Origin of the sequence: Marinobacter sp. W-8 (assembly GCF_044342215.1) — a bacterium.
Taxonomy (GTDB): domain Bacteria; phylum Pseudomonadota; class Gammaproteobacteria; order Pseudomonadales; family Oleiphilaceae; genus Marinobacter; species Marinobacter nauticus.
The window spans coordinates 1387811-1407104 of record NZ_CP172297.1; the positions used below are offsets into that span (position 1 = coordinate 1387811).

Annotated in this window: 16 protein-coding genes; 8 read left to right on the forward strand and 8 right to left on the reverse strand. The window is 57.6% G+C overall.

The annotated features are described in order from the left end of the window. Window positions 1-32 precede the first annotated feature (32 nt). Window positions 33-2957: an insulinase family protein gene (locus tag ACF8YQ_RS06355; protein WP_396622917.1), complete on the forward strand. Its 2925-nt coding sequence runs from the start codon at window positions 33-35 to the stop codon at window positions 2955-2957. Window positions 2958-3001: 44 nt separating this feature from the next. Here the strand turns inward: ACF8YQ_RS06355 and ACF8YQ_RS06360 are convergent, their stop codons facing one another. Further along, window positions 3002-3817: a pyruvate, water dikinase regulatory protein gene (locus ACF8YQ_RS06360; protein ID WP_036148851.1), complete on the reverse strand. Its 816-nt coding sequence runs from the start codon at window positions 3815-3817 to the stop codon at window positions 3002-3004. Between the two features lie 132 nt (window positions 3818-3949). Between ACF8YQ_RS06360 and ppsA the strand changes: the two genes are divergently transcribed. Further along, window positions 3950-6322, forward strand: a complete 2373-nt coding sequence (gene ppsA, locus ACF8YQ_RS06365; protein ID WP_226597767.1) for a phosphoenolpyruvate synthase — start codon at window positions 3950-3952, stop codon at window positions 6320-6322. A 32-nt stretch (window positions 6323-6354) separates the two neighbouring features. After that, window positions 6355-6834 (forward strand): ribonuclease E activity regulator RraA, encoded by a 480-nt coding sequence (gene rraA, locus ACF8YQ_RS06370; RefSeq protein WP_014421121.1) that lies wholly within the window; start codon window positions 6355-6357, stop codon window positions 6832-6834. 162 nt (window positions 6835-6996) lie between these two features. Here rraA and ACF8YQ_RS06375 read toward each other — a convergent pair whose 3' ends face one another. From ACF8YQ_RS06375 to ACF8YQ_RS06390, 4 genes are all read right to left on the reverse strand, one after another. Next, window positions 6997-8409 (reverse strand): IS1182 family transposase, encoded by a 1413-nt coding sequence (locus ACF8YQ_RS06375; RefSeq protein ID WP_396622918.1) that lies wholly within the window; start codon window positions 8407-8409, stop codon window positions 6997-6999. 83 nt (window positions 8410-8492) lie between these two features. After that, on the reverse strand, window positions 8493-8783 hold the full coding sequence (locus ACF8YQ_RS06380) for a PilZ domain-containing protein (protein ID WP_014421122.1): 291 nt from the start codon (window positions 8781-8783) through the stop codon (window positions 8493-8495). Window positions 8784-8788: 5 nt separating this feature from the next. Then, window positions 8789-9457 (reverse strand): TIGR04211 family SH3 domain-containing protein, encoded by a 669-nt coding sequence (locus ACF8YQ_RS06385; RefSeq protein WP_011785355.1) that lies wholly within the window; start codon window positions 9455-9457, stop codon window positions 8789-8791. Window positions 9458-9574: 117 nt separating this feature from the next. Beyond that, window positions 9575-9874, reverse strand: a complete 300-nt coding sequence (locus ACF8YQ_RS06390; RefSeq protein WP_011785354.1) for a YciI family protein — start codon at window positions 9872-9874, stop codon at window positions 9575-9577. 87 nt (window positions 9875-9961) lie between these two features. Between ACF8YQ_RS06390 and ACF8YQ_RS06395 the strand changes: the two genes are divergently transcribed. Then, window positions 9962-10828 carry a PHP domain-containing protein gene (locus ACF8YQ_RS06395; protein ID WP_396622919.1) on the forward strand — a complete coding sequence of 289 codons (867 nt, stop codon included), beginning with the start codon at window positions 9962-9964 and terminating at the stop codon, window positions 10826-10828. Window positions 10829-10832: 4 nt separating this feature from the next. Here the strand turns inward: ACF8YQ_RS06395 and ACF8YQ_RS06400 are convergent, their stop codons facing one another. Both ACF8YQ_RS06400 and rne read right to left on the reverse strand, forming a co-directional pair. Further along, the gene (locus tag ACF8YQ_RS06400) at window positions 10833-11375 is read right to left on the reverse strand and encodes a YecA family protein (protein ID WP_014421126.1); all 543 of its coding nucleotides are present in this window, start codon (window positions 11373-11375) and stop codon (window positions 10833-10835) included. Window positions 11376-11377: 2 nt separating this feature from the next. Next, window positions 11378-14548, reverse strand: coding sequence for a ribonuclease E (rne, locus tag ACF8YQ_RS06405; RefSeq protein WP_396622920.1), 3171 nt, complete (start codon window positions 14546-14548; stop codon window positions 11378-11380). A gap of 630 nt (window positions 14549-15178) precedes the next feature. Between rne and rluC the strand changes: the two genes are divergently transcribed. Genes rluC through ACF8YQ_RS06420 form a run of 3 tightly spaced genes read left to right on the forward strand, consistent with a single transcriptional unit; the run spans window position 15179 to window position 17975 of the window. Continuing rightward, window positions 15179-16246: a 23S rRNA pseudouridine(955/2504/2580) synthase RluC gene (gene rluC, locus ACF8YQ_RS06410; protein ID WP_396622921.1), complete on the forward strand. Its 1068-nt coding sequence runs from the start codon at window positions 15179-15181 to the stop codon at window positions 16244-16246. Further along, the gene (locus ACF8YQ_RS06415) at window positions 16246-16896 is read left to right on the forward strand and encodes an HAD family hydrolase (RefSeq protein ID WP_023009931.1); all 651 of its coding nucleotides are present in this window, start codon (window positions 16246-16248) and stop codon (window positions 16894-16896) included. The genes rluC and ACF8YQ_RS06415 overlap by 1 nt, the downstream gene beginning before the upstream one ends. Before the next feature lie 29 nt (window positions 16897-16925). Beyond that, window positions 16926-17975 carry a S49 family peptidase gene (locus tag ACF8YQ_RS06420; protein ID WP_396622922.1) on the forward strand — a complete coding sequence of 350 codons (1050 nt, stop codon included), beginning with the start codon at window positions 16926-16928 and terminating at the stop codon, window positions 17973-17975. Between the two features lie 13 nt (window positions 17976-17988). On the opposite strand, the gene ACF8YQ_RS06425 is transcribed toward ACF8YQ_RS06420, so the two are convergent. Beyond that, the gene (locus tag ACF8YQ_RS06425; RefSeq protein WP_396622923.1) at window positions 17989-18582 is read right to left on the reverse strand and encodes a Maf family protein; all 594 of its coding nucleotides are present in this window, start codon (window positions 18580-18582) and stop codon (window positions 17989-17991) included. 141 nt (window positions 18583-18723) lie between these two features. On the opposite strand from ACF8YQ_RS06425, the gene ACF8YQ_RS06430 reads away from it, so the two are divergent. After that, a complete protein-coding gene (locus ACF8YQ_RS06430; protein WP_011785346.1) occupies window positions 18724-19281 on the forward strand; it encodes a YceD family protein in 558 nt (185 codons plus the stop codon). Window positions 19282-19294: the final 13 nt, after the last annotated feature.

The window sequence follows — 19294 nt, forward strand, 5'->3', positions numbered from 1 at the left end:
TTCTCCAATTGTTCTATACACAGGATTATTTAATGGCAGCAGTGACTGACAACGCAATCCACCCGGCTTTTGAGAAACTTCGCAGTCACCGGATCGGCACCCTGAACCTGGAGGTTGAGGAGTATCGCCACAAAAAGACCGGTGCACGCCATCTTCACCTGGCGGCGGATAACGACGAGAACGTCTTCTTCGTTGCCCTGCGAACGTTCCCGATGGATTCGACCGGTGTCGCCCACATCCTGGAGCATACCGCCCTGTGCGGCAGTGAGCGTTATCCGGTGCGTGATCCGTTCTTCATGATGATTCGCCGGTCCCTGAACACGTTCATGAATGCGTTCACCAGCAGCGACTGGACCGCTTATCCTTTTGCCAGCATGAACCGGAAGGACTTCGACAATCTGCTGTCGGTGTACCTGGATTCCGTGTTTTTCTCCAAGCTGGACCCGCTGGATTTCGCCCAGGAAGGTCATCGCCTGGAGTTTGACAAGCCGGATGACCCATCCAGCGATCTGGTCTACCGGGGTGTGGTCTACAATGAGATGAAGGGGGCCATGAGTGCACCCACCTCCCAGCTCTGGCAGAACCTGACCAGCCATCTGTTCCCGACCACCACCTACCACTACAACAGCGGCGGCGAGCCGGATCATATTGTCGATCTGAGTTATGACGATCTGGTGAAGTTCTATCGCCACCACTACCACCCGAGCAACGCGATTTTTGCGACCTACGGCAATATCCCGGCGCGGGAACACCATGAAAAGTTTGAAGAACTGGCTCTGAAACGGTTCGATCGACTGGATATTGAACTGCCGGTGAAAGACGAGAAGCGCATGTTTGCGCCGGTCCGGGTAGAGCAGGGCTATGCGGTAAATGAAGGTGAGGGCACCGACAACAAGACCCACATTGTGATGGGGTGGTTGCTGGGCCACAGCTTCGACCTGCAGGAAAATCTTGAAGGCCAGTTATTGTCTGCCGTCTTGCTGGAAAACAGCGCATCGCCGTTGATGCGGGCGCTGGAAACCACAGACCTGGGCCATGCGCCGTCTCCCATGTGCGGGCTGGAGGATTCCAACCGGGAAATGACCTTCGTTTGCGGTATTGAGGGCAGCGAGCCGGAGCGCCGGGCGGATCTGGAACAGCTGATTGAGTCTACGCTGCAGAAGGTGGTGGATGACGGTGTCAGCCAGGAGCGCCTCGAGGCCATCCTGCATCAGCTGGAACTGCACCAGCGGGAGATTGCAGGAGACCAGTTCCCCTACGGCTTGCAACTGATCATGAGCGCGATTGCCCCCATGGTTCATGGTGGTGATCCGGTGGAACTGCTGGATCTCGAGCCGGTATTGGCCACATTGAGGGAAAAAATCAAGGATCCCGAGTATGTGCCCGGGCTGATCCGGCGCAAGTTGCTGGAGAACCCGCACCGGGTAACCCTGACCCTGCGCCCGGATGAAAAACTCGAAGGCCGTCGTCAGCAGGCCATCAAGGAAACCCTCGCCCGGCGCAAGGCGGAGCTGTCCGACGATGACATCAGCCATATTGTGCAGCGTGCCCAGGCACTGGAAGAGCGCCAGATGCGCAAGGATGACGATTCCATACTGCCCAAAGTGGGGCTGGAAGATGTACCGCTGCAGATGCCGGAGCCGGAGGGGCGGTACGATGCCGAAACCGGTGCGACCGTTTATTCCCGTGGCACTAATGGCCTGGTGTATCAGCAGGTGGTGCTACCGCTGCCGGCTCTGAGTAAAGACGAACTGTTGCTGTTGCCTTATTACACCACTCTGATTTCCGAAGTGGGGTGTGGAGAGCTGGATTACCTGCAAATGCAGGATCGTATTTCTGCGGAATCCGGCGGCATCGGCGCTTCTTTTACTGCCAAGGGGCAGATTGATGATGTTCAGGCCATGGCCGGCTATCTGATTTTCAGTGGCAAGGCGCTGAGCCGCAACAGCAAAGCGCTGACCCGCCTGCTGAAGGATGTCTACACCGGGGCCCGTTTTGACGAAAAAGAGCGTGTTCGTGAGATCATTGCCCAGATCCGGGCTCGCCGTGAGCAGGCGGTGACGGGCAGCGGGCATGCCCTGGCCATGGGCGCAGCGGCTCAGGGCGTCAGTTCCGGTGCCTGGTTGTCGTACCGTCTGGGTGGTCTGGCTGGTATTCGCGGCACGAAGGAACTCGATCAGCAGCTTAAAAATGAAGCCGGTCTGGCCGATTTCTGTGGCAAGCTGGCCGCGCTGCACAACCGTATTCGCAGCCAGAACCGGCAGTTCCTGCTGATTGGTGAGGACGAGCAGTTGGCGCCCATGCTGGATGAATTGGGCTCCTGCTGGAGCGGAGTGTCTGCAGAGGGTGAGGGCGACTGGTCCATGGAGCCGGTCAGCTATAACACCCGGGAGGCCTGGCTGACTTCTACCCAGGTTAACTTCTGCGGCAAAGCCTACCCAACGGTTGCGGTGGATCACCCGGATGCGGCTGCGCTGACGGTGCTGGGTGGATTCCTCCGGAATGGTTACCTGCATCGGGCCATTCGCGAAAAAGGTGGAGCCTACGGTGGCGGTGCTGGCCAGGACAGCGTGAATGGTGTTTTCCGGTTCTTCTCCTATCGGGATCCCCGCCTTGCGGAAACCCTCGACGACTTCGATGCGGCGCTGAACTGGTTGCACGGGGAAACGCATGAGCATCAGGCTCTGGAAGAGGCCATTCTGGGTGTGATCGGCCAACTCGACCGGCCCCGCTCGCCAGCCGGAGCGGCTCGCCATGCTTACCACAACAAGCTGTTCGGGCGCACGCCGGAGCAGCGAGCACGTTTCCGTGAGCGGGTTCTTGGTGTCACTCTGGACGAGCTTCAGCGCGTGGCCAAGACCTGGCTTGCGCCTGAAAAGGCCAATGTGGCAGTGGTGACAAGCCCCGACAACCGTGCGGTTGTGGAAGGGCTTGGCATGGACATTCAGGAACTTTGATCTGACTGGCAGAGGGCCATTGGCTCTCTGCCGGGTTTCCTGCCTCAGCGGTGCCGCTTCAGGCCCGTTGTCACCATGATTCTGGTCGAGATTTCCTCAACGGAATACGCCGTAGTATTCAGATAGGGAATCCGCTCCCGCTTGTACATTAATTCGATTTCCTCAATCTCATGCATGCATTGCTGCAACGACGAGTAGCGGGAGTTTGGCCGGCGCTCGTTACGAATGGTGGCAAGGCGTTCCGGTTCGATGGTCAGGCCAAACAGTTTTTCCTTATGGGGCCGGAGCGCTGCGGGCATCTTCTGGTCGTCCAGGTCTTCTTCGGTAATCGGATAGTTGGCGGCCTTGATGCCATACTGCAGGGCCAGGTACAGGCAAGTGGGCGTTTTACCGCTGCGGGATGCTCCGATCAGAATCAGGTCGGCCTCGTCGTAATGCCGGGTGCGGGCACCGTCGTCATTGTCCAGCGCAAAGTTGACTGCGTGGATCCGGCGCTCGTAGCTGCCCGCGTTATTGATGGAGTGGGATTTGCCCACGGTGTAGGAGGAAGATGAGTTAAGTTCTTGCTCCAGGGGATTCAGGAAGGTGCCGAAGATATCCACCATAAAGCCGTCGGCCCGACTGATGATTTCCCGGATACTGCCATTAACGATGGTGTCGAACACCAGCGGCCGTTCACCGTCGATTTCCGACGCTTTGTTGATGCGGCTGACAAGATCGCGGGCCTTTTCCTCGTCGTCGATATAGGGCACGGTAACCCGCTCAAACTCGATTTTCTCAAACTGCGCCAAAAGGGCATGGCCGAGCGCTTCTGCCGTAAGGCCAGTGCCATCAGAGATAAAAAACGCCGTTCTTTTCATGGTCGTATCCGGTCTGGTTTGAACTTGTTCCCGGGAGTCTTTGGTTGCCTCCCTAGGTAATTTCCGCAGCTTACAGTATCATACACGCCAGATTCGAGACTCCGCGCTACACAGACTCAAGGGAGACACGCTTTGGAAGATTACATTATCTGGTTTGACCACCTGGGAATGTCCGACGTAGACCGGGTTGGAGGCAAGAATGCCTCCCTCGGTGAAATGATCAGTAATCTCGCCAATGCAGGTGTTACCGTTCCTGGCGGTTTTGCAACAACTGCACACGCCTACCGGGAATTCCTGGCCACCGATGGCCTGAAAGACCGCATTGATGAAACCCTGGATGCCCTGGACGTTAACGATGTTAACGAACTGGCGCGGGTTGGCTCCCAGATTCGCCAGTGGGTAATCGACACCGCGTTTCCGGAAGTTCTGGATAACGCCTTGAAAGAAGCCTATGCCAAGCTTCAGGCCGGTAATGACCAGATGGCTGTCGCGGTGCGTTCCTCCGCCACCGCGGAGGACCTTCCTGATGCCTCTTTCGCCGGCCAGCAGGAAACCTTCCTGAACGTGGTGGGCCTGGAGCAGGTTCGTACCTCGGTGAAAGAGGTGTTTGCCTCGCTGTTCAATGACCGGGCGATCTCCTATCGCGTGCACCATGGTTTTGATCACAAACTGGTAGCGTTGTCTGCCGGTATCCAGAAGATGGTTCGCAGTGAAACCGCTTCCAGCGGTGTTATGTTCACTCTGGATACCGAGTCCGGTTTCCGCGATGTCGTGTTTATTACGTCCTCATACGGCCTCGGTGAAACCGTGGTGCAGGGCGCTGTGAACCCTGACGAGTTTTATGTACACAAGCCGACCCTGGAAGCCGGCCGTCCGTCGGTACTGCGCCGTAACCTGGGCAGCAAGGCCATCAAGATGGTTTACCATTCCGAGCCTGGCGAGGGTAAGTTTGTTGAAACCGTGAAGGTAGAGCAGGAAGACCGAAACCGTTTCTCCATCACCGATGCGGAAGTGGAAGAACTGGCCAAGCAGGCCATGATCATTGAAAAGCATTACCAGCGCCCGATGGACATTGAATGGGCCAAAGACGGTGATGACGGCAAGATCTACATCGTTCAGGCCCGCCCGGAAACGGTCAAGAGCCGTGCTGCTGCCAATGTGATGGAGCGTTACCTGCTGAAAGAAACCGGCAAAGTGCTGGTAGAAGGCCGCAGTATCGGCCACAAGATCGGCAGTGGCCCGGTGAAGATCATCACCAGCATTAACGAAATGGATCGGGTACAGGCCGGTGACGTGCTGGTTACCGATATGACCGACCCGGACTGGGAGCCGGTGATGAAGCGGGCTTCCGCCATTGTGACCGACCGTGGCGGACGTACCTGTCACGCGGCCATTATTGCCCGGGAGCTGGGCATTCCGGCGGTGGTGGGCTGTGGCGATGCCACCGAGGTGCTCAAGGATGGTCAGGACGTGACCGTCTCCTGTGCCGAAGGTGACACCGGTATGATCTACGAGGGTGCCCTGGACTTCGAGCTGCGTGAGAATACCGTGGACTCCATGCCCAACATTCCGTTCAAGATCATGATGAACGTGGGCAACCCGGACCGCGCCTTTGACTTCCAGGCGCTGCCGAATGAAGGTGTGGGCCTGGCCCGCCTTGAGTTCATCATTAACCGCATGATCGGCGTGCACCCGAAAGCGCTGCTGAACTTCGACGGTCTGCCCCGTGACATCAAACAGACCGTGGAAAAGCGCATTTCCGGCTATGCCTCACCGGTGGATTTCTACGTGGACAAGCTGGTGGAGGGTATTTCCACCCTGGCAGCGGCGTTCGCACCCAAGAAGGTGATTGTGCGTTTGTCCGACTTCAAATCCAATGAGTACGCCAACCTGATTGGCGGCACTCTGTACGAGCCGGACGAAGAGAACCCGATGCTGGGCTTCCGCGGTGCGTCCCGGTATATCTCCGATACCTTCCGCGACTGTTTCGAGCTTGAGTGCCGGGCTCTGAAGAAGGTCCGCAATGAAATGGGACTGACCAACGTTGAAGTGATGGTGCCGTTCGTACGGACTGTCGGTGAAGCAGAGCAGGTGGTGAACCTGCTGGCGGAAAACGGCTTGAAGCGCGGCGAGAACGGCTTGCGGGTCATCATGATGTGTGAACTGCCAGCCAATGCCATTCTGGCGGAGCAGTTCCTGGAGCACTTTGATGGCTTCTCCATTGGCTCCAACGATCTGACTCAGCTGACGCTCGGTCTGGACCGGGATTCCGGCATTATTGCCCACCTGTTCGATGAGCGTAACGATGCGGTGAAGGCGCTGTTGTCCAACGCTATCCAGGCCTGCAAGAAAACTGGCAAGTATATCGGCATCTGTGGTCAGGGCCCGTCAGATCATCCGGATCTGGCCAAGTGGCTGATGGATGAGGGCATTGATACTGTGTCTCTGAACCCGGATTCGGTACTCGATACCTGGTTCTTCCTGGCCGACGAGAAGATCGACTGATCACCAACACTTGGGAAAAGGAGAGCGACAACGTGAGCAAGATTATTACTCCGGATCTGTGTGACGAATTTCCGGAAGTGCAGGTGGTCGAACCTGGCTTCAATAATTACGGTGGCGTGCGCCAGTTCGGCGGCGAAATTGTGACCGTGAAGTGCTTTGAGGACAACTCAGTGGTTAAAGAGCAGGTTGGGCTGCCCGGTAACGGCCGCGTGATGGTGGTTGACGGTGGCGCGTCCAGGCGCAATGCTCTGCTGGGGGATATGCTGGCCGAGAAAGCCGCGGAAAACGGCTGGGCTGGCCTGATCATCTATGGCTGCATCCGTGATGTAGATGAGATTGGACAGACTAATCTGGGGGTTCAGGCCCTGGGTACCGTGCCGCGCAAGACTGAAAAGCGTGGTATCGGTGATCTGAATATCCCCGTGACTTTTCACGGTGTGACGTTCAAGCCGGGGCAGTACGTGTATGCCGATAACAACGGCATCATCGTCTCCGAGAAGCCGCTGGTTTAAGCTGCGGCCTCGGCACAGACAAAAACGGCGGCCTTTGGAGGCTGTGTAAAAACACGATTTACATAGCTTCTGAGCAGGCCCGCAAAATGCCTCGGACATCGTCCGGGGCATTTTTGCTTTCAATCAGCCTATATTTACAGGCAATAAAGAGGCCTAAGCGCCTCAAGCCAGCCTTGCCAGCATCCCCTTCACGCCCAGCACGTTGATCGCCCGCATCAGGTTGTAACTCAGCACCCCCAGACTGTATTCACTACTGGCAGAACTCAGACCCCAGCAGGTAAATCTCCCTTTATTCAGCATTCTCTTGAGTGTAGCGAAGGTCGGCTCAACGGTAGCCATCCGACGGATCATCCGCTCAGGTGTGGCGGCGTTCGTTGCTTTCTCCAGAGCCTCTTCATTGAAGTGGCGTGTGACCCAGCGTCTATCCGCCTTGGTGCATTGGCTCTGGAGCGGGCATTGATTGCAGCCTGAACGTGCGTACAGATGCAGACGATCCTTGTTGCTCACCGTCTTGTGAGGCAGCCGCTCTCCAGCAGGGCAGAGGTAAGCGTCCTCTTCGGGCAAATAGGTGAAGTCACGTTTCTGGAAGTACTCGCCGTTTCCCTGATTGTTGACCGCCCGGTTCGATGGCACTGCCACATCGTACCCAGAAGACTGAAGCTCTTTGATCTGCTGACCGTTGGAGTAGCCGGCATCGGCAACGAGGGTTTCTAGTCTGCCCTCCAGTACATCATGGGTCTCTTGGGCGATCGGTTTCAGTTGCTGGTTATCGCTACCTGCCTGTGTCAGGTCGTGGTGAACGATCAGTTGGTATTCCTCGTCAACGGCATTCTGCGCGTTGTAGCCCACCACCGTGCCTTCCCGGCCAGATTTCATCAGCTTGGCGTCCGGCTCTGTACGACAGAGCTGAGTCTTATCCTCATCGACCAGCGTCTTCAGCTCATCCTGCAGTTCCGCCTTGTGGGTTTCCAGATAAGCCAAGGCTTCGGATACTTTGTCACGGTTCAGATCGGCGTCATCACCTTGTTCCGATGCCGCCAGCTGAGCGAGATAACGATCAATTTTCTGATCCAGCTTGCCCAGCTGCTTCTCCAGCTGCTTGCGGGTAACAGCCTGGTCTTTACTGGCGGCCGCTTTGAACTTGCTGCCATCAATCGCCACCAACTGGCCACTGACCAGTCCTGCCTGTTTGCAGAACACAATGAACTGCCGGCACACCTTCTTGACCGCGTCACCGTTATCTTTACGGAAGTCCGCGATGGTCTTGAAATCCGGTGCCAGCTGCTTCATCAGCCAGAGCACTTCCAGGTTGCGATGACATTCTTTTTCCAGCCGTCGGGTACTGCTGGTCTGGTTGAGGTAGGCGTAGATATAAAGCTTGAGCAAATCGCCGGGGTGGTAAGGGCGGCGGCCGGTATGAGCCGTCTGAGCTTTCCTGAACCCCATCTCTGACAAATTCAGTGAATCCACAAACGCATCAATGACGCGAACCGGGTGATCTTCGGGGACATAATCTTCAACGCTGGGTGGGAGCAACAGCGCCTGACTTCGAGGGGTGCCTTCAAGATGCCTCATAAAAAATAACCGCGAGCCATGTCGCGGTTATTTTGCCAGCTTCGGAGGCTGTTTTCACACAGCCTCCTTTGGGCCGCCGTTTTTTATTGGGTCACTTCTATGATGTTGATTCCGAGCAGATAACCATCACCATCCGGCTCGCAACGCACCACCTCACCGAGCGTCTCCAGGGGCGGGAACTGATCCCCAGCGGACTCCATTCGGGTTCTCAGCTCTTCGCCAATCCTGAACGGTCGTTCCACTGCTACTTGCATACCGGCGGCACTGAGATCCCGGCAGATACCGGTGTGGGTTTCACCATCGTTGCCGATAATCGTGATGGTGCTGTTCACCTGCATACGATGGAAGTCGCGCTTCTCAGAGTAATCTTTCATCACCTTTACGCCCAGTTGTCGGTTTTTCTTGTCGGTTTGAGCATGGGAATGATCAGGGCCAGCAGTACGCCGCCAAACACGAGGCCCGCGCCCAGAAGCATGAAATCAGATTCCTTGCTGGCCTCAAGACGCTCGTTTTCCGCTGTCAGTACTTCCAGATCATTCCGCAGTTTCTGGTTTTCTTCGCGCAATTCACGGTTACGACGCTCAAGATTGATGGAGTCAGCGGCAATATTCTTGATGCGTTGTAGTTCAGTTTGCAGGTCTTCCGCTCGATTGGAAAGATTATTCTCGGCATTCTGCAGAGAATTTCGTTCTTCGGTAACGGTTGCCAGTTGCTGCCGTGTTTCGGTCAGCTCGGCCCGTGCCGCATCCAGCTGCTGGCTGACTCTTCGTAGTTGGTCTGCGGCGATGGGTTCATTGCTCAGGTATTGGCTCGATACCCAGCCTTCGGTGCCTTTCGGGGTGCGTACGCGGGTATAGCTCTCACCGGTCTCGAGAACTTCCAGTGGCGTTCCGCTGGGAACCGCGTTTTCGATGATCCGGTACTGGCTGCCAGCGCCCGAGCGCACAGGCAGGTAAAGCTGATCATCGACCCAGACGGTGCGCGCCTGCGCAACGGAAACGGAGCTGACAATAAGCACAAGGCTGAAAAGGAGACGGAGCGGTGTCACGGAGTACGTTCCCTGATAGTGATATTACTGATGATTTAAACCCGCAATTCTGTCACAAGGTGGCCGCTATTCAAGCACCTGAGCGTTACAATCCGCTCATGCTGGCGGCCGCTTTGTTCAGGGCAGCACTACCTTGTAGGGTTTGACGATTACTTTTTCATACACGCCGGCATCGACATAGGGATCGGCATCGGCCCAGGCCTGAGCTTTCTCCAGCGATTCGAACTCAGCGATGACCAGGCTGCCACTGAAGCCTGCTTCGCCCGGATCGGGCGAATCAATGGCCGGATGGGGGCCAGCTACCAGTAACCGGCCTTCGGCCTTGAGCTGTTCCAGTCGGGCCAGGTGGGCAGGCCGGGCTTCTTTGCGCAGGGGCAGGCTGTTGGCAATGTCTTCGCTGATGATGGCGTAATACATGGGTTCTCCGGTCTGCGATCAGCTGAGGTTAGGGGCACTGCCTGAAGGCTGCTACACTGGTGCCCGTTTCGTTAATCAGGAATGTTCGTGACTATACCCCAAGACTCCAGAACGTGCATTGATCTGCATTGCCATAGCACGGCATCCGATGGCGCGCTGTCTCCCGAGGCTCTGGTAGCCAGAGCCGTTGAGCAGGGGGTTAGCCATCTGGCGTTGACCGATCACGACACCATCGCTGGCCTTGAGGTGGCGAGAAGCGCGGCGTCAGGTTCCGGCCTGTCCCTGATTAACGGTGTGGAGCTTTCCTGTGTCTGGCGTAGCCATACCATTCATGTGGTCGGGCTCGATTTTGACGAACGTGATCCCGCGTTTCTCGCCGCACTTGAGCGCCAGAACGAGAACCGCTGGCAGCGGGCTCGGATGATAGCCGACAGGCTAAGCCGCCTGAACGTGGACCAGCTCCTTGAGCGGGCGACGAAAGTGGCCGGAGGGGAGGTGCCCGGGCGCCCGCATTTTGCCGAGGTACTGGTAGAAGACGGTGTCGTACCCAAGGTGGCGCATGCGTTCAAACGGTATCTGGGTACAGGCAAACCCGGGGATGTGAAGGCGTGTTGGCCAGAGTTGTCGGAGGTGGTGCAATGGATTGTGTCGGCCGGCGGAATTGCTGTGCTGGCCCACCCCAGAAAATACCGTCTTACCGCAACCCGTTTAAGGGCGCTGACTGCGGATTTCGGCCGTGCCGGAGGGCAGGGCATTGAAGTGTCAGTATCAGGCCAGTCCAGTGGCGATCTGGGGTTTGTGGCCGAGCTGGCGCGGCGGGAAAAACTCTGGGCCTCGCAGGGCAGTGATTTTCACTTCCCTGGAGCTCCCTGGTGTGAGCTGGGGCGCATAATGAAAATGCCAGAGGGGCTGGAGCCCGTCTGGCATCATTTTCGGCAACCGATTGAAGCCTGAGGCTTCAGTCCGGTGCGTGGAACAGCAGGTAGAGATCGGTCAGAGAGTCCGGGATGGCCTCTGCCATCTTGGCTGACAGCTTCTCGTCATTCCGGACTTTCTGGAAGTCCTCGTCCTCAAACAGGCCGGACAGTGTCAGCATCGGCACCATAAGGTCCGCCACTTCATCCTCATCCGCAGCCTGAAGCCAGGCCTCCTCGTGCTCGAGGAAGGTATCGACAAAGCCCGCGCACCAGTTTTCCAGAGCGTTCATCGGGTCGCCGTCTTCTGGCTCCGGCAGCTCCAGTGGCTGGCCCATATCCAGGGCGTGGGCCATATCCCGTGCAAGCTCATTTACACAATGGGTAAAGGTGTCAGGAATGCCGGTATCCGGCAGCTGATCGGTGCCGGTGGCAAGGCGGAAGAGATCTTCCGCCTTCAGGCTGACCGGCCCGATCACGCTGGCACACACCACGCCGTGGAACCCGAAAAAGTCCAGGGCATGATCCCCCCAGGGTTCTGCGAACAGAATGTCTTCCAGCGCTTCGATGTCCGAGTTGCTCAGCATGATCAGTTGCTCCCGGCCTGCTTGGCCTCTTCTGCCTTTTTGGCTTCTTCGGCCGCGCGTTGGCGCTTGCGGACCTCTCTTGGGTCATTATAGGCCCGGCCCGGAGTCACCGGGATACCTTCCGGGGCACTGGCTTCCTGAGCCTCTTCTTTCTGCTCCGCTGGCTTTTCGCTAGCCGGAGCTGGCTTGGCTTTTGCAGGCTCCGAAGGCTGCTCTGGTTTGTCAGCGGGTTTTTCGCTGGCGGATTCGGCCTGTTTTTCCGGCGCGGTCTCCGCTTTTGGCTCGGGTTTCTCGGTCTCGGCCTTCTGTTCCGGCGCTTTCTCGGTTTTGCCCTCGGCAGGCTTCTGGTCAGAAGCTGCACCGGTTTTGGGCTCAGCCGATTTCGGTGAGTCAGCCTTGGCTTGCTGGGGTGCCTTGGGCTCTGCTTTCGCCGGTTCTTTTTCCTCGTCTTTGGCAGGTTCGGCGCTGGCTTTTTCTGCAGGCTTTTCGGCGTCTTTTCCGGTTACCTGCTCGGCAGACTCAGGCTTGACAGCCTGTTTCTGCTCGGCTTCTGCCGTCAAGCTCTCCTTGTCACCCTTGTCTTCAGCACCATCGGATTTTTCGGCGCTGTCCGCAGAGCGAGGCTTGCGCTGGCGGCCGGAGCTGCGGCCTCTGCGGCCGTCAGACTTTTCTTTGCGGCTGCTCTCATCCTTTGCTTCAGGCTTGTCTTCTGCTGACGGAGCCTCTTTTTGCTCGGCCTGTTCGGTTTTGGTCTCCGGCTTCTCGGCCATTTCCTGTTGTTCAGGCTTGCGGCTCTCTGGCGCAGCCTTGGCTTCAGGCGTTGTTGCGGCCGCTTGCTCGGCTTTATCTACGTGCGGCTCACTGGCTTTAGCGTCCACAGCAGCAGTCTTGTCAGCCGCTTTTTCCGGCTGGGTATCTTTCTGGTGCTTCTCGCTGCGTTCCGCTTTGCGTGCTGCTGGCGTAGATGCCGGCGTCTCGGCGGGGGAGCCGTCCCGGTTACGTTGCCGGCGTGGTTTGCGTTGCTTGTCGTCACCGCCCTGCTTGTCGTTGGAAGGTCCCTTCTGGGACTCCTGCTGTTCCCGGTTGTCCTGCGGGCCTTTCTGGTCACGCTGGGGACGGTTCCGGTTCTGGCCGCGACCCTGTGAGTCCTTGCGGTTGTCCCGGCGGTTGTCGTTGCCCTTGCTGTCGCCAGAGCGGTCGTCCCGGTTGGAACGGTTCTGGCCACCGCGTTCACCGCGATTCTGATCGTCACCACGGCCACCACGATTGCGGCCCCGGTTGTCGTCGCCACGGTTCTGCTGGCTACCCTGGCGGCGATCGTTGCCGCTGCGGTTGCCGCCGGAGCGTTGGTCATCGCGGGCAACGCGGGATTTGCGGCGATCCTGGCGCGCCTGGTTCCGACGCTCTTCACTCCGATTGCGGTTGGTGTCGCGGCTGGCTTCCTGCTCCGGTTCTTCGCCCCGGAAGAAGCACGCGATCTTCTTGCCCAGTTTGCGGAACAGGCCTTCTTCCTGCTCAGCAGCAGCCGTTGGCGCAGCGGCTGTCGGTGTTGGGGCTGGCGCAGAGGGGCGGATAGCTTTCACGGCGGCCTGTTCGCGCACCGGTTTCTCGGCACTTGCAACTTCTACGGCTGCCTCTTCCTCGCGCTCGCTGTACTGTTGAGCTACCTGATGGCTGGAGACATGCTCTGGAGAGGTTTCGTCCTGACGCAGGCGCAGAATCTCGAAGTGCGGCGTTTCCATGTTGGGCACAGGTGCGACCACAACCGCTACGCCTTGACGGGCTTCAATGTCGGCCAGCTGCTTGCGTTTTTCGTTCAGCAGGAAGGTGGCCACAGAAACCGGCACCATGGCTCGTACTTCTGCGGTCTTCTCCTTGGAGGATTCTTCGTAGATCAGGCGCATGATGCTCAGCGCTAGAGATTCGATACCCCGGATGGTGCCCTGGCCTTCACAGCGTGGGCAAACCTCGCTGCGGGTCTCGCCCAGTGAGGGACGCAGACGCTGGCGTGACATTTCCAGCAGGCCGAAACGCGAGATCTTGCCAACCTGAACGCGGGCCCTGTCGAGTTCCAGCGCTTCACGCATCTTCTGCTCGACTTCCCGCTGGTGTTTGGCTGGCGTCATGTCGATGAAGTCGATAACGATCAGGCCGCCCATATCCCGCAGGCGCAGTTGCCGCGCGATTTCTTCGGCCGCTTCAAGGTTGGTCTGCAGGGCCGTTTCTTCAATATCCTGACCCTTGGTGGCCCGGGATGAGTTGATGTCAATGGACACCAGGGCTTCGGTCGGGTCGATGACAATCGAGCCGCCGGAGGGCAGTTTCACTTCGCGCTGGAACGCCGTTTCGATCTGGCCTTCGATCTGGTAACGACTGAACAGAGGGATTTCGTCCTTGTACAGCTTGATCTTGTTCTCGAAGGTGGGCATGACCGCCCGAACGAAGCTCAACACGTCTTCGTAAACGTTATCGGCATCGATCAGGACTTCGCCGATATCCTGGCGGAGGTAATCGCGCACGGCGCGGATGATGACATTGCTTTCCTGGTGGATCAGGAAAGGCGCTTTGCGCTCGCCAGCCGCCTGGGTAATGGCTTCCCAGAACTGTACCAGGTAGTCGAGGTCCCACTGGAGCTCTTCGGTGGTGCGGCCAATACCGGCAGTACGCACAATAATGCCCATGGACTTCGGCACCTGGACACCGTTCATGGCCTCTTTCAACTGGGCTCGGTCATCGCCTTCAATCCGGCGTGAGATACCGCCTGCACGGGGATTATTCGGCATCAGCACCAGATAACGGCCAGCCAGGGAGATGAAAGTGGTCAGGGCGGCGCCCTTGTTGCCACGCTCTTCCTTGTCGACCTGAACGATCACTTCCTGACCTTCAGAGACAACATCCTTGATGTTGATTTTGCCCTCAATCTGCCCGGGCGATTTCTTGAAATACTCTTTGGAGATTTCCTTCAGGGGCAGGAAGCCGTGGCGCTCTGCGCCAAAGTCAACGAAAGCCGCTTCAAGGCTGGGTTCTACCCGGGTAATGCGGCCCTTGTAGATGTTGGCCTTTTTCTGTTCGCGGGTACTGGATTCGATATCAAGGTCGAACAGCCGTTGGCCGTCAACCAGCGCGACGCGCAACTCTTCGGGATGAGTTGCATTGATCAGCATTCTTTTCATGGAAAGAAAGGGTTCCTGTCGTTTGTTGGTGACAGAAAACCGGGGGGATTCGCATCAGCGAAGCAGGATGTGCGTGCCGCGGGCCCTTTACAGCAGGCAGGCCGGCGGCCAGACGGATCATACCCTTATGGGGTGCAATCCTGGGTGTCTGAGACCACCGCCGACATCCCGCCTGCCGGTGGGCAGGTCGAGGTCGAATAGGGTGAGAGTCTGTTGACGCATAATATCCGTTTCAGGTTCACACAAACCCCTGGGTCTCACGTCGTATTGGTTTGCTGGACGGCCCGGGTTTGCGTGGCAATGATTCTTCGCGATGTCGCCCGACGGTTTTCCAGTCGGTTTTCCTCTCCCGGAGCAGGTAACAGCCTTTCTCGGTCTGGCCTGTGATTCCGGGAGTCTGTTTCCCGCTGCATCCGTTAATGATTGGTTTTGCAGCGTTCAAACTCTTAATCAGTATCGGTATACTGCAGCCGCTCCGGCTTCTGACCAGAGTTCGTCAGGCCGTAGACAAACGGCAGAGCACGCCGGAATATAGCAGGTACGGCGTGGGCAGGCAACTCCTCAGTTGCGTCCGTCCCGGTATGCAGGGGCGGCCATACGATGCCGCAATTCATCAACGCAAGGGTTTACATGTCGCGCTCCCCCGATTCCCGTAAGACAAAGGGTCGTCGCCCCTCCAGTGGGAAGGTCCGTGAAGTCGGAAAGGCCGTTGTAAAAACGGGGACTGATCGTGTTCCGGGAAAGGTGGCGACAGAGGTTCAGTGGATTACCGTTGATGAGGATATGGCAGGGCAGCGGGTGGATAATTTCCTGCTTGCACGATTGCGGGGGGTGCCCAAAAGCATTGTCTACCGCATTGTCAGAAAGGGTGAGGTGCGGGTAAACAAGGGGCGTGTAAAGCCTGATACCCGTCTTAATCCGGGGGATGTGGTCAGAATTCCGCCGCTGGTGCAGCAAGCCAGGGCGGAGCAGCCCAAGCCCGGCAGTCGGGTGCAGGGGGTTATGGAGGCTGCGGTCGTTTTCGAAAACGATGAAATGCTGGTGGTGAACAAGCCCTCCGGTATAGCGGTTCATGGCGGAAGCGGACTGAGTTTCGGTTTGATTGAAGTGTTGCGGTCGGCCCGGCCGGAAGCCAGGTTCCTGGAGCTGGTTCATCGTCTGGATCGCGATACGTCTGGTCTGGTAATGGTGGCTAAAAAGCGTTCTGCTCTGCGGTTTTTGCAGGATGAGCTGCGGCAGAAGCGGATTCGCAAGTATTACCACGCTCTGGTGGTCGGAAGTTGGCCGGAAAATGTTGATCGTGTTGCTGAGCCGCTGTTGCGTTTTGAGATGCCTAATGGCGAGCGTCGGGTTCGGGTCAGTGAGGAGGGCAAGAGTTCCCTGACTTTGTTTGCCTGTTTGCAGCGATTTCAGGGGTATAGTCTTGTTGAGGCATCGCCGGTGACCGGCAGGACTCACCAGATTCGGGTACACAGTGCCTGGGCGGGTCATCCGATTGCCGGCGATGACAAGTATATGGATGATGCGAGCCTGAAAGCTTTCCGGGCCATTGGTGGGCAGCGCTTGATGTTGCACGCCAGGGCTCTTGAGTTTTCGCTTCCGGGTTCGGGCGAGCCCATGCGGCTGGAAGCAGTATACGACGGGCCCTTTTCCGGGGTGCTCGAAGAATTGACCAAGCGAAGCGGGAAGCGGTCTTAATGAAGGTAAAAGTCGTTATTTTTGACTGGGACGGAACGCTGATTGATTCAGTGGACCATATCGCTGACAGCCTGCACCAGGCAGCAACGGAGCTGGGGTATCCAGAGCTGGAGCGAGAGGCCTATCGCGACATTATTGGTCTGGGCATGATTGAGGCGCTGGAGAAGCTGTACCCGGGGCTGAGTCGTGAGGAGATGGTTCGTATCCGTGAAGGTTATGCGGGTTACTTCTTCAAGAAGGTGACCACGCCCCAGAATGTGTTCGACGGCATGGCCGATGTGGTTGCCGATCTCCGGGGTTCCGGGCGTGGGTGTTCGGTGGCGACTGGCAAGAGTCGGCGGGGTCTTGAATTGGCGTTGACCTCCAGTGGTCTGGGGTCGCATTTTGATATCACGCGCTGTGCGGATGAAACCCGGTCCAAGCCGCATCCGTTGATGCTGGAGGAAATTCTGGCGTTCTACGGCTATGAACCGGAAGAGGCTGTGATGATTGGCGATACCCGTTACGATCTGGAGATGGCTCAGCGTATTGGTATGCCCTCGATTGGTGTGGAATGGGGGGTGCACAAACGGGATGTGCTTGAGACCTATGATCCCCATGCAGTGGTGAATTCAGTGGCGGACCTCCGGAAGGTGTTGGGTCTGCGCTAATAGTAGGACGTTGCAAGTAAGGAATACGGATGAGCGAGTGGGATTCGGATAAGCAGTCGGAGTGGGGTGATAAGCCCGTTGAGCCAGAAGCCCGGGGCGCCCGAGGTGGCTTGTTTGGCGGCAGGAAGCCGTCGATGCCGCCGGAGACGGGGCGTGATTGGCGTCTGATCGAAAAGCTGGTGATGTCCTTGCAGGCGGAGCAGCGGCGCAGCCGTCGTTGGGGTATTTTCTTCAAGCTGCTCACGTTCGGATATCTGTTTGCGCTGCTGTTCATGATTCGTGCTCCATTCGGAGAAGGCGTCGGGGCCACAGTGGGGAGCCATACCGCGCTGGTAGAGTTGAATGGCCCAATTGCTGCTGATGAGCTGGCCAGCGCAGATAACCTGGTCGGGGCATTGCGTGCCGCGTTTGAGGCCGAGAGCTCGAAGGCGGTTGTGCTGCGGATTAATAGCCCGGGTGGCAGTCCGGTGCAGTCCGGCTATGTCTATGATGAGATCAAGCGGTTGAGGGAGGAGTATCCCGACAAGAAGATCTACGCGGTGATTTCTGATATTGGCGCATCGGGCGCTTATTACATTGCCGCAGCAGCCGATGAGATATACGCCAACCGGGCAAGTCTGGTCGGGTCGATTGGTGTAGTGGCCGGTGGTTTTGGCTTCACTGAGGCGATGGAAAAGATTGGCGTGGATCGTCGTCTTTATACCGCAGGCGACAACAAGGCTTTCCTGGACCCGTTCTCGCCGGAGCAGGAGGAAGATGTTGCGTTCTGGCAAGGCGTGCTTGAAAACACCCATAAGCAGTTCATTGAAGCGGTCAGACAGGGGCGGGGCGATCGCCTTGCGGATGATCCCCGGCTGTTCAGTGGTCTGGTCTGGAGTGGTGAGCAGGCGGTAGAGCTGGGACTTGTAGATGGTCTGGGCAGTTCATCCTGGGTCGCGCGCCAGTTGGTGGGCGAAGAGGAGCTTGTCGATTACAGTCGCAGCCGCTCTCCTTTTCAGGAGTTTGTGGATCAGCTGGGGGTGGCCGTTGGTGAAGGTGTCGCAACCCGGTTGATGGAGTCACGACTGGAGCTCCGATAAGTTGCCTCGGGCATCAGTCCAGCAATGGATTGATGCCCAGTTCTCTCAGCATACGGGTGAGCGCAATCAGCGGCAGGCCGATCAGACTGTTGGGGTCGTCGCCCTGAAGGCGGCTGAAAAGGGCGATGCCAAGACCTTCCATCTTGAAGCTGCCCGCGCAGTCGTAAGGCTGCTCTTTCTGCAGGTAGCCTTCAATTTCCTCTTCCTGTAAGTCCCTGAAGTGCACCTCAAACGGTTCGCAGTGCGTTTGAAGGTTGCCGCTTCGGGTATCCAGAACGGCCAGACCGGTGAGAAAGCGCACCCGGTTGCCACTGCTTCGCATCAATTGCTGTTTTGCTGTGTCGTAGCGGCCGGGTTTGCTCAGCAGGCTGCCATCCGGTAATGCCGCCACCTGGTCGGAGCCGATGATGATATGGTCCTGAAAGCGCGGGGCGAGAGCTTTTGCTTTGCTTTCTGCAAGTCGGACGGCCAGGGCTTCGGCTGCTTCTCCTGGAATGGGTGTTTCGTCGATGTCGGGGCTGGCAGTGTCGAACGCAAGGTTGAGCCGGGCCAGCAATTGCTTTCGGTAGGGTGAGGAAGAGGCCAGTAGCAGCTTGGGAGGAAGCATAGGGTTTCAGGTCCGGTCGGTTGGATATGGGAGTTCTTTCGGGCTGATATCGTAAAATACCCCTATTCCGGGCGAAAGGCCCGGTAGAAAGTCGATTAAGTCTTTGACAGAGGCTGGTCTCGCCCCTAAAATTGCGCGCCTATGTCCAAAGCGCCGATCGTCGAACTGCCCAGATCTGTCGACCCGAACAAGTTGGCAGAGCAGAACACAACGCTTGAAGGGGTGATTCCTTTCAGGGGGCTTTCTCGTTTTCGTGAAGCTGTGCCGGGACTGCCAGAAGATGGTGAGTGCAGCGTAAAGCTGTCTTTCTATCGGGATGGGGAGCGTCGCCGGATAGTGTCGGGTGAGTTGTCTGCGCCGGTCATTCTGGAATGCCAGCGCTGCATGGGTGACATGCAGGTGACTCTGGAATCCCGTTTTGATCTCGGTCTGGTCATCAGTGATGAGCAGGCGCAGCGGTTGCCGAAAGCGTTGGAGCCATTTCTGGTAGAAGATTTCAACGCCGATCTCTGGGCAATGGTGGAAGACGAGTTGCTTCTGGTGCTGCCGCCATTTCCGCTCCACGAGCGGGAGGAGTGTCCGGCAAAAGAAGATCTTGAAGCGCTCGAAGAGCCCGAGGCTGCCGAAGAGCCCGAGACAGAGCAAAGAAAAGAGAACCCGTTCAGTGTTCTGGCGGGACTTAAGACGACAAAGCATTAACGTATTCGAAAAT

What these genes read in the sequence shown, in the direction of transcription:
- ACF8YQ_RS06375 (WP_396622918.1), bottom strand. Translation starts at nt 8,409, where the DNA reads ATGAGGCATCTTGAAGGCACCCCTCGAAGTCAGGCGCTGTTGCTCCCA.
- ACF8YQ_RS06420 (WP_396622922.1), top strand. Translation starts at nt 16,926, where the DNA reads ATGAGCGAGTGGGATTCGGATAAGCAGTCGGAGTGGGGTGATAAGCCC.
- ACF8YQ_RS06430 (WP_011785346.1), top strand. Translation starts at nt 18,724, where the DNA reads ATGTCCAAAGCGCCGATCGTCGAACTGCCCAGATCTGTCGACCCGAAC.
- ACF8YQ_RS06355 (WP_396622917.1), top strand. Translation starts at nt 33, where the DNA reads ATGGCAGCAGTGACTGACAACGCAATCCACCCGGCTTTTGAGAAACTT.
- ACF8YQ_RS06415 (WP_023009931.1), top strand. Translation starts at nt 16,246, where the DNA reads ATGAAGGTAAAAGTCGTTATTTTTGACTGGGACGGAACGCTGATTGAT.
- rluC (WP_396622921.1), top strand. Translation starts at nt 15,179, where the DNA reads ATGTCGCGCTCCCCCGATTCCCGTAAGACAAAGGGTCGTCGCCCCTCC.
- ACF8YQ_RS06380 (WP_014421122.1), bottom strand. Translation starts at nt 8,783, where the DNA reads ATGAAAGATTACTCTGAGAAGCGCGACTTCCATCGTATGCAGGTGAAC.
- ACF8YQ_RS06425 (WP_396622923.1), bottom strand. Translation starts at nt 18,582, where the DNA reads ATGCTTCCTCCCAAGCTGCTACTGGCCTCTTCCTCACCCTACCGAAAG.
- ACF8YQ_RS06400 (WP_014421126.1), bottom strand. Translation starts at nt 11,375, where the DNA reads ATGCTGAGCAACTCGGACATCGAAGCGCTGGAAGACATTCTGTTCGCA.
- rne (WP_396622920.1), bottom strand. Translation starts at nt 14,548, where the DNA reads ATGAAAAGAATGCTGATCAATGCAACTCATCCCGAAGAGTTGCGCGTC.
- ACF8YQ_RS06360 (WP_036148851.1), bottom strand. Translation starts at nt 3,817, where the DNA reads ATGAAAAGAACGGCGTTTTTTATCTCTGATGGCACTGGCCTTACGGCA.
- ACF8YQ_RS06390 (WP_011785354.1), bottom strand. Translation starts at nt 9,874, where the DNA reads ATGTATTACGCCATCATCAGCGAAGACATTGCCAACAGCCTGCCCCTG.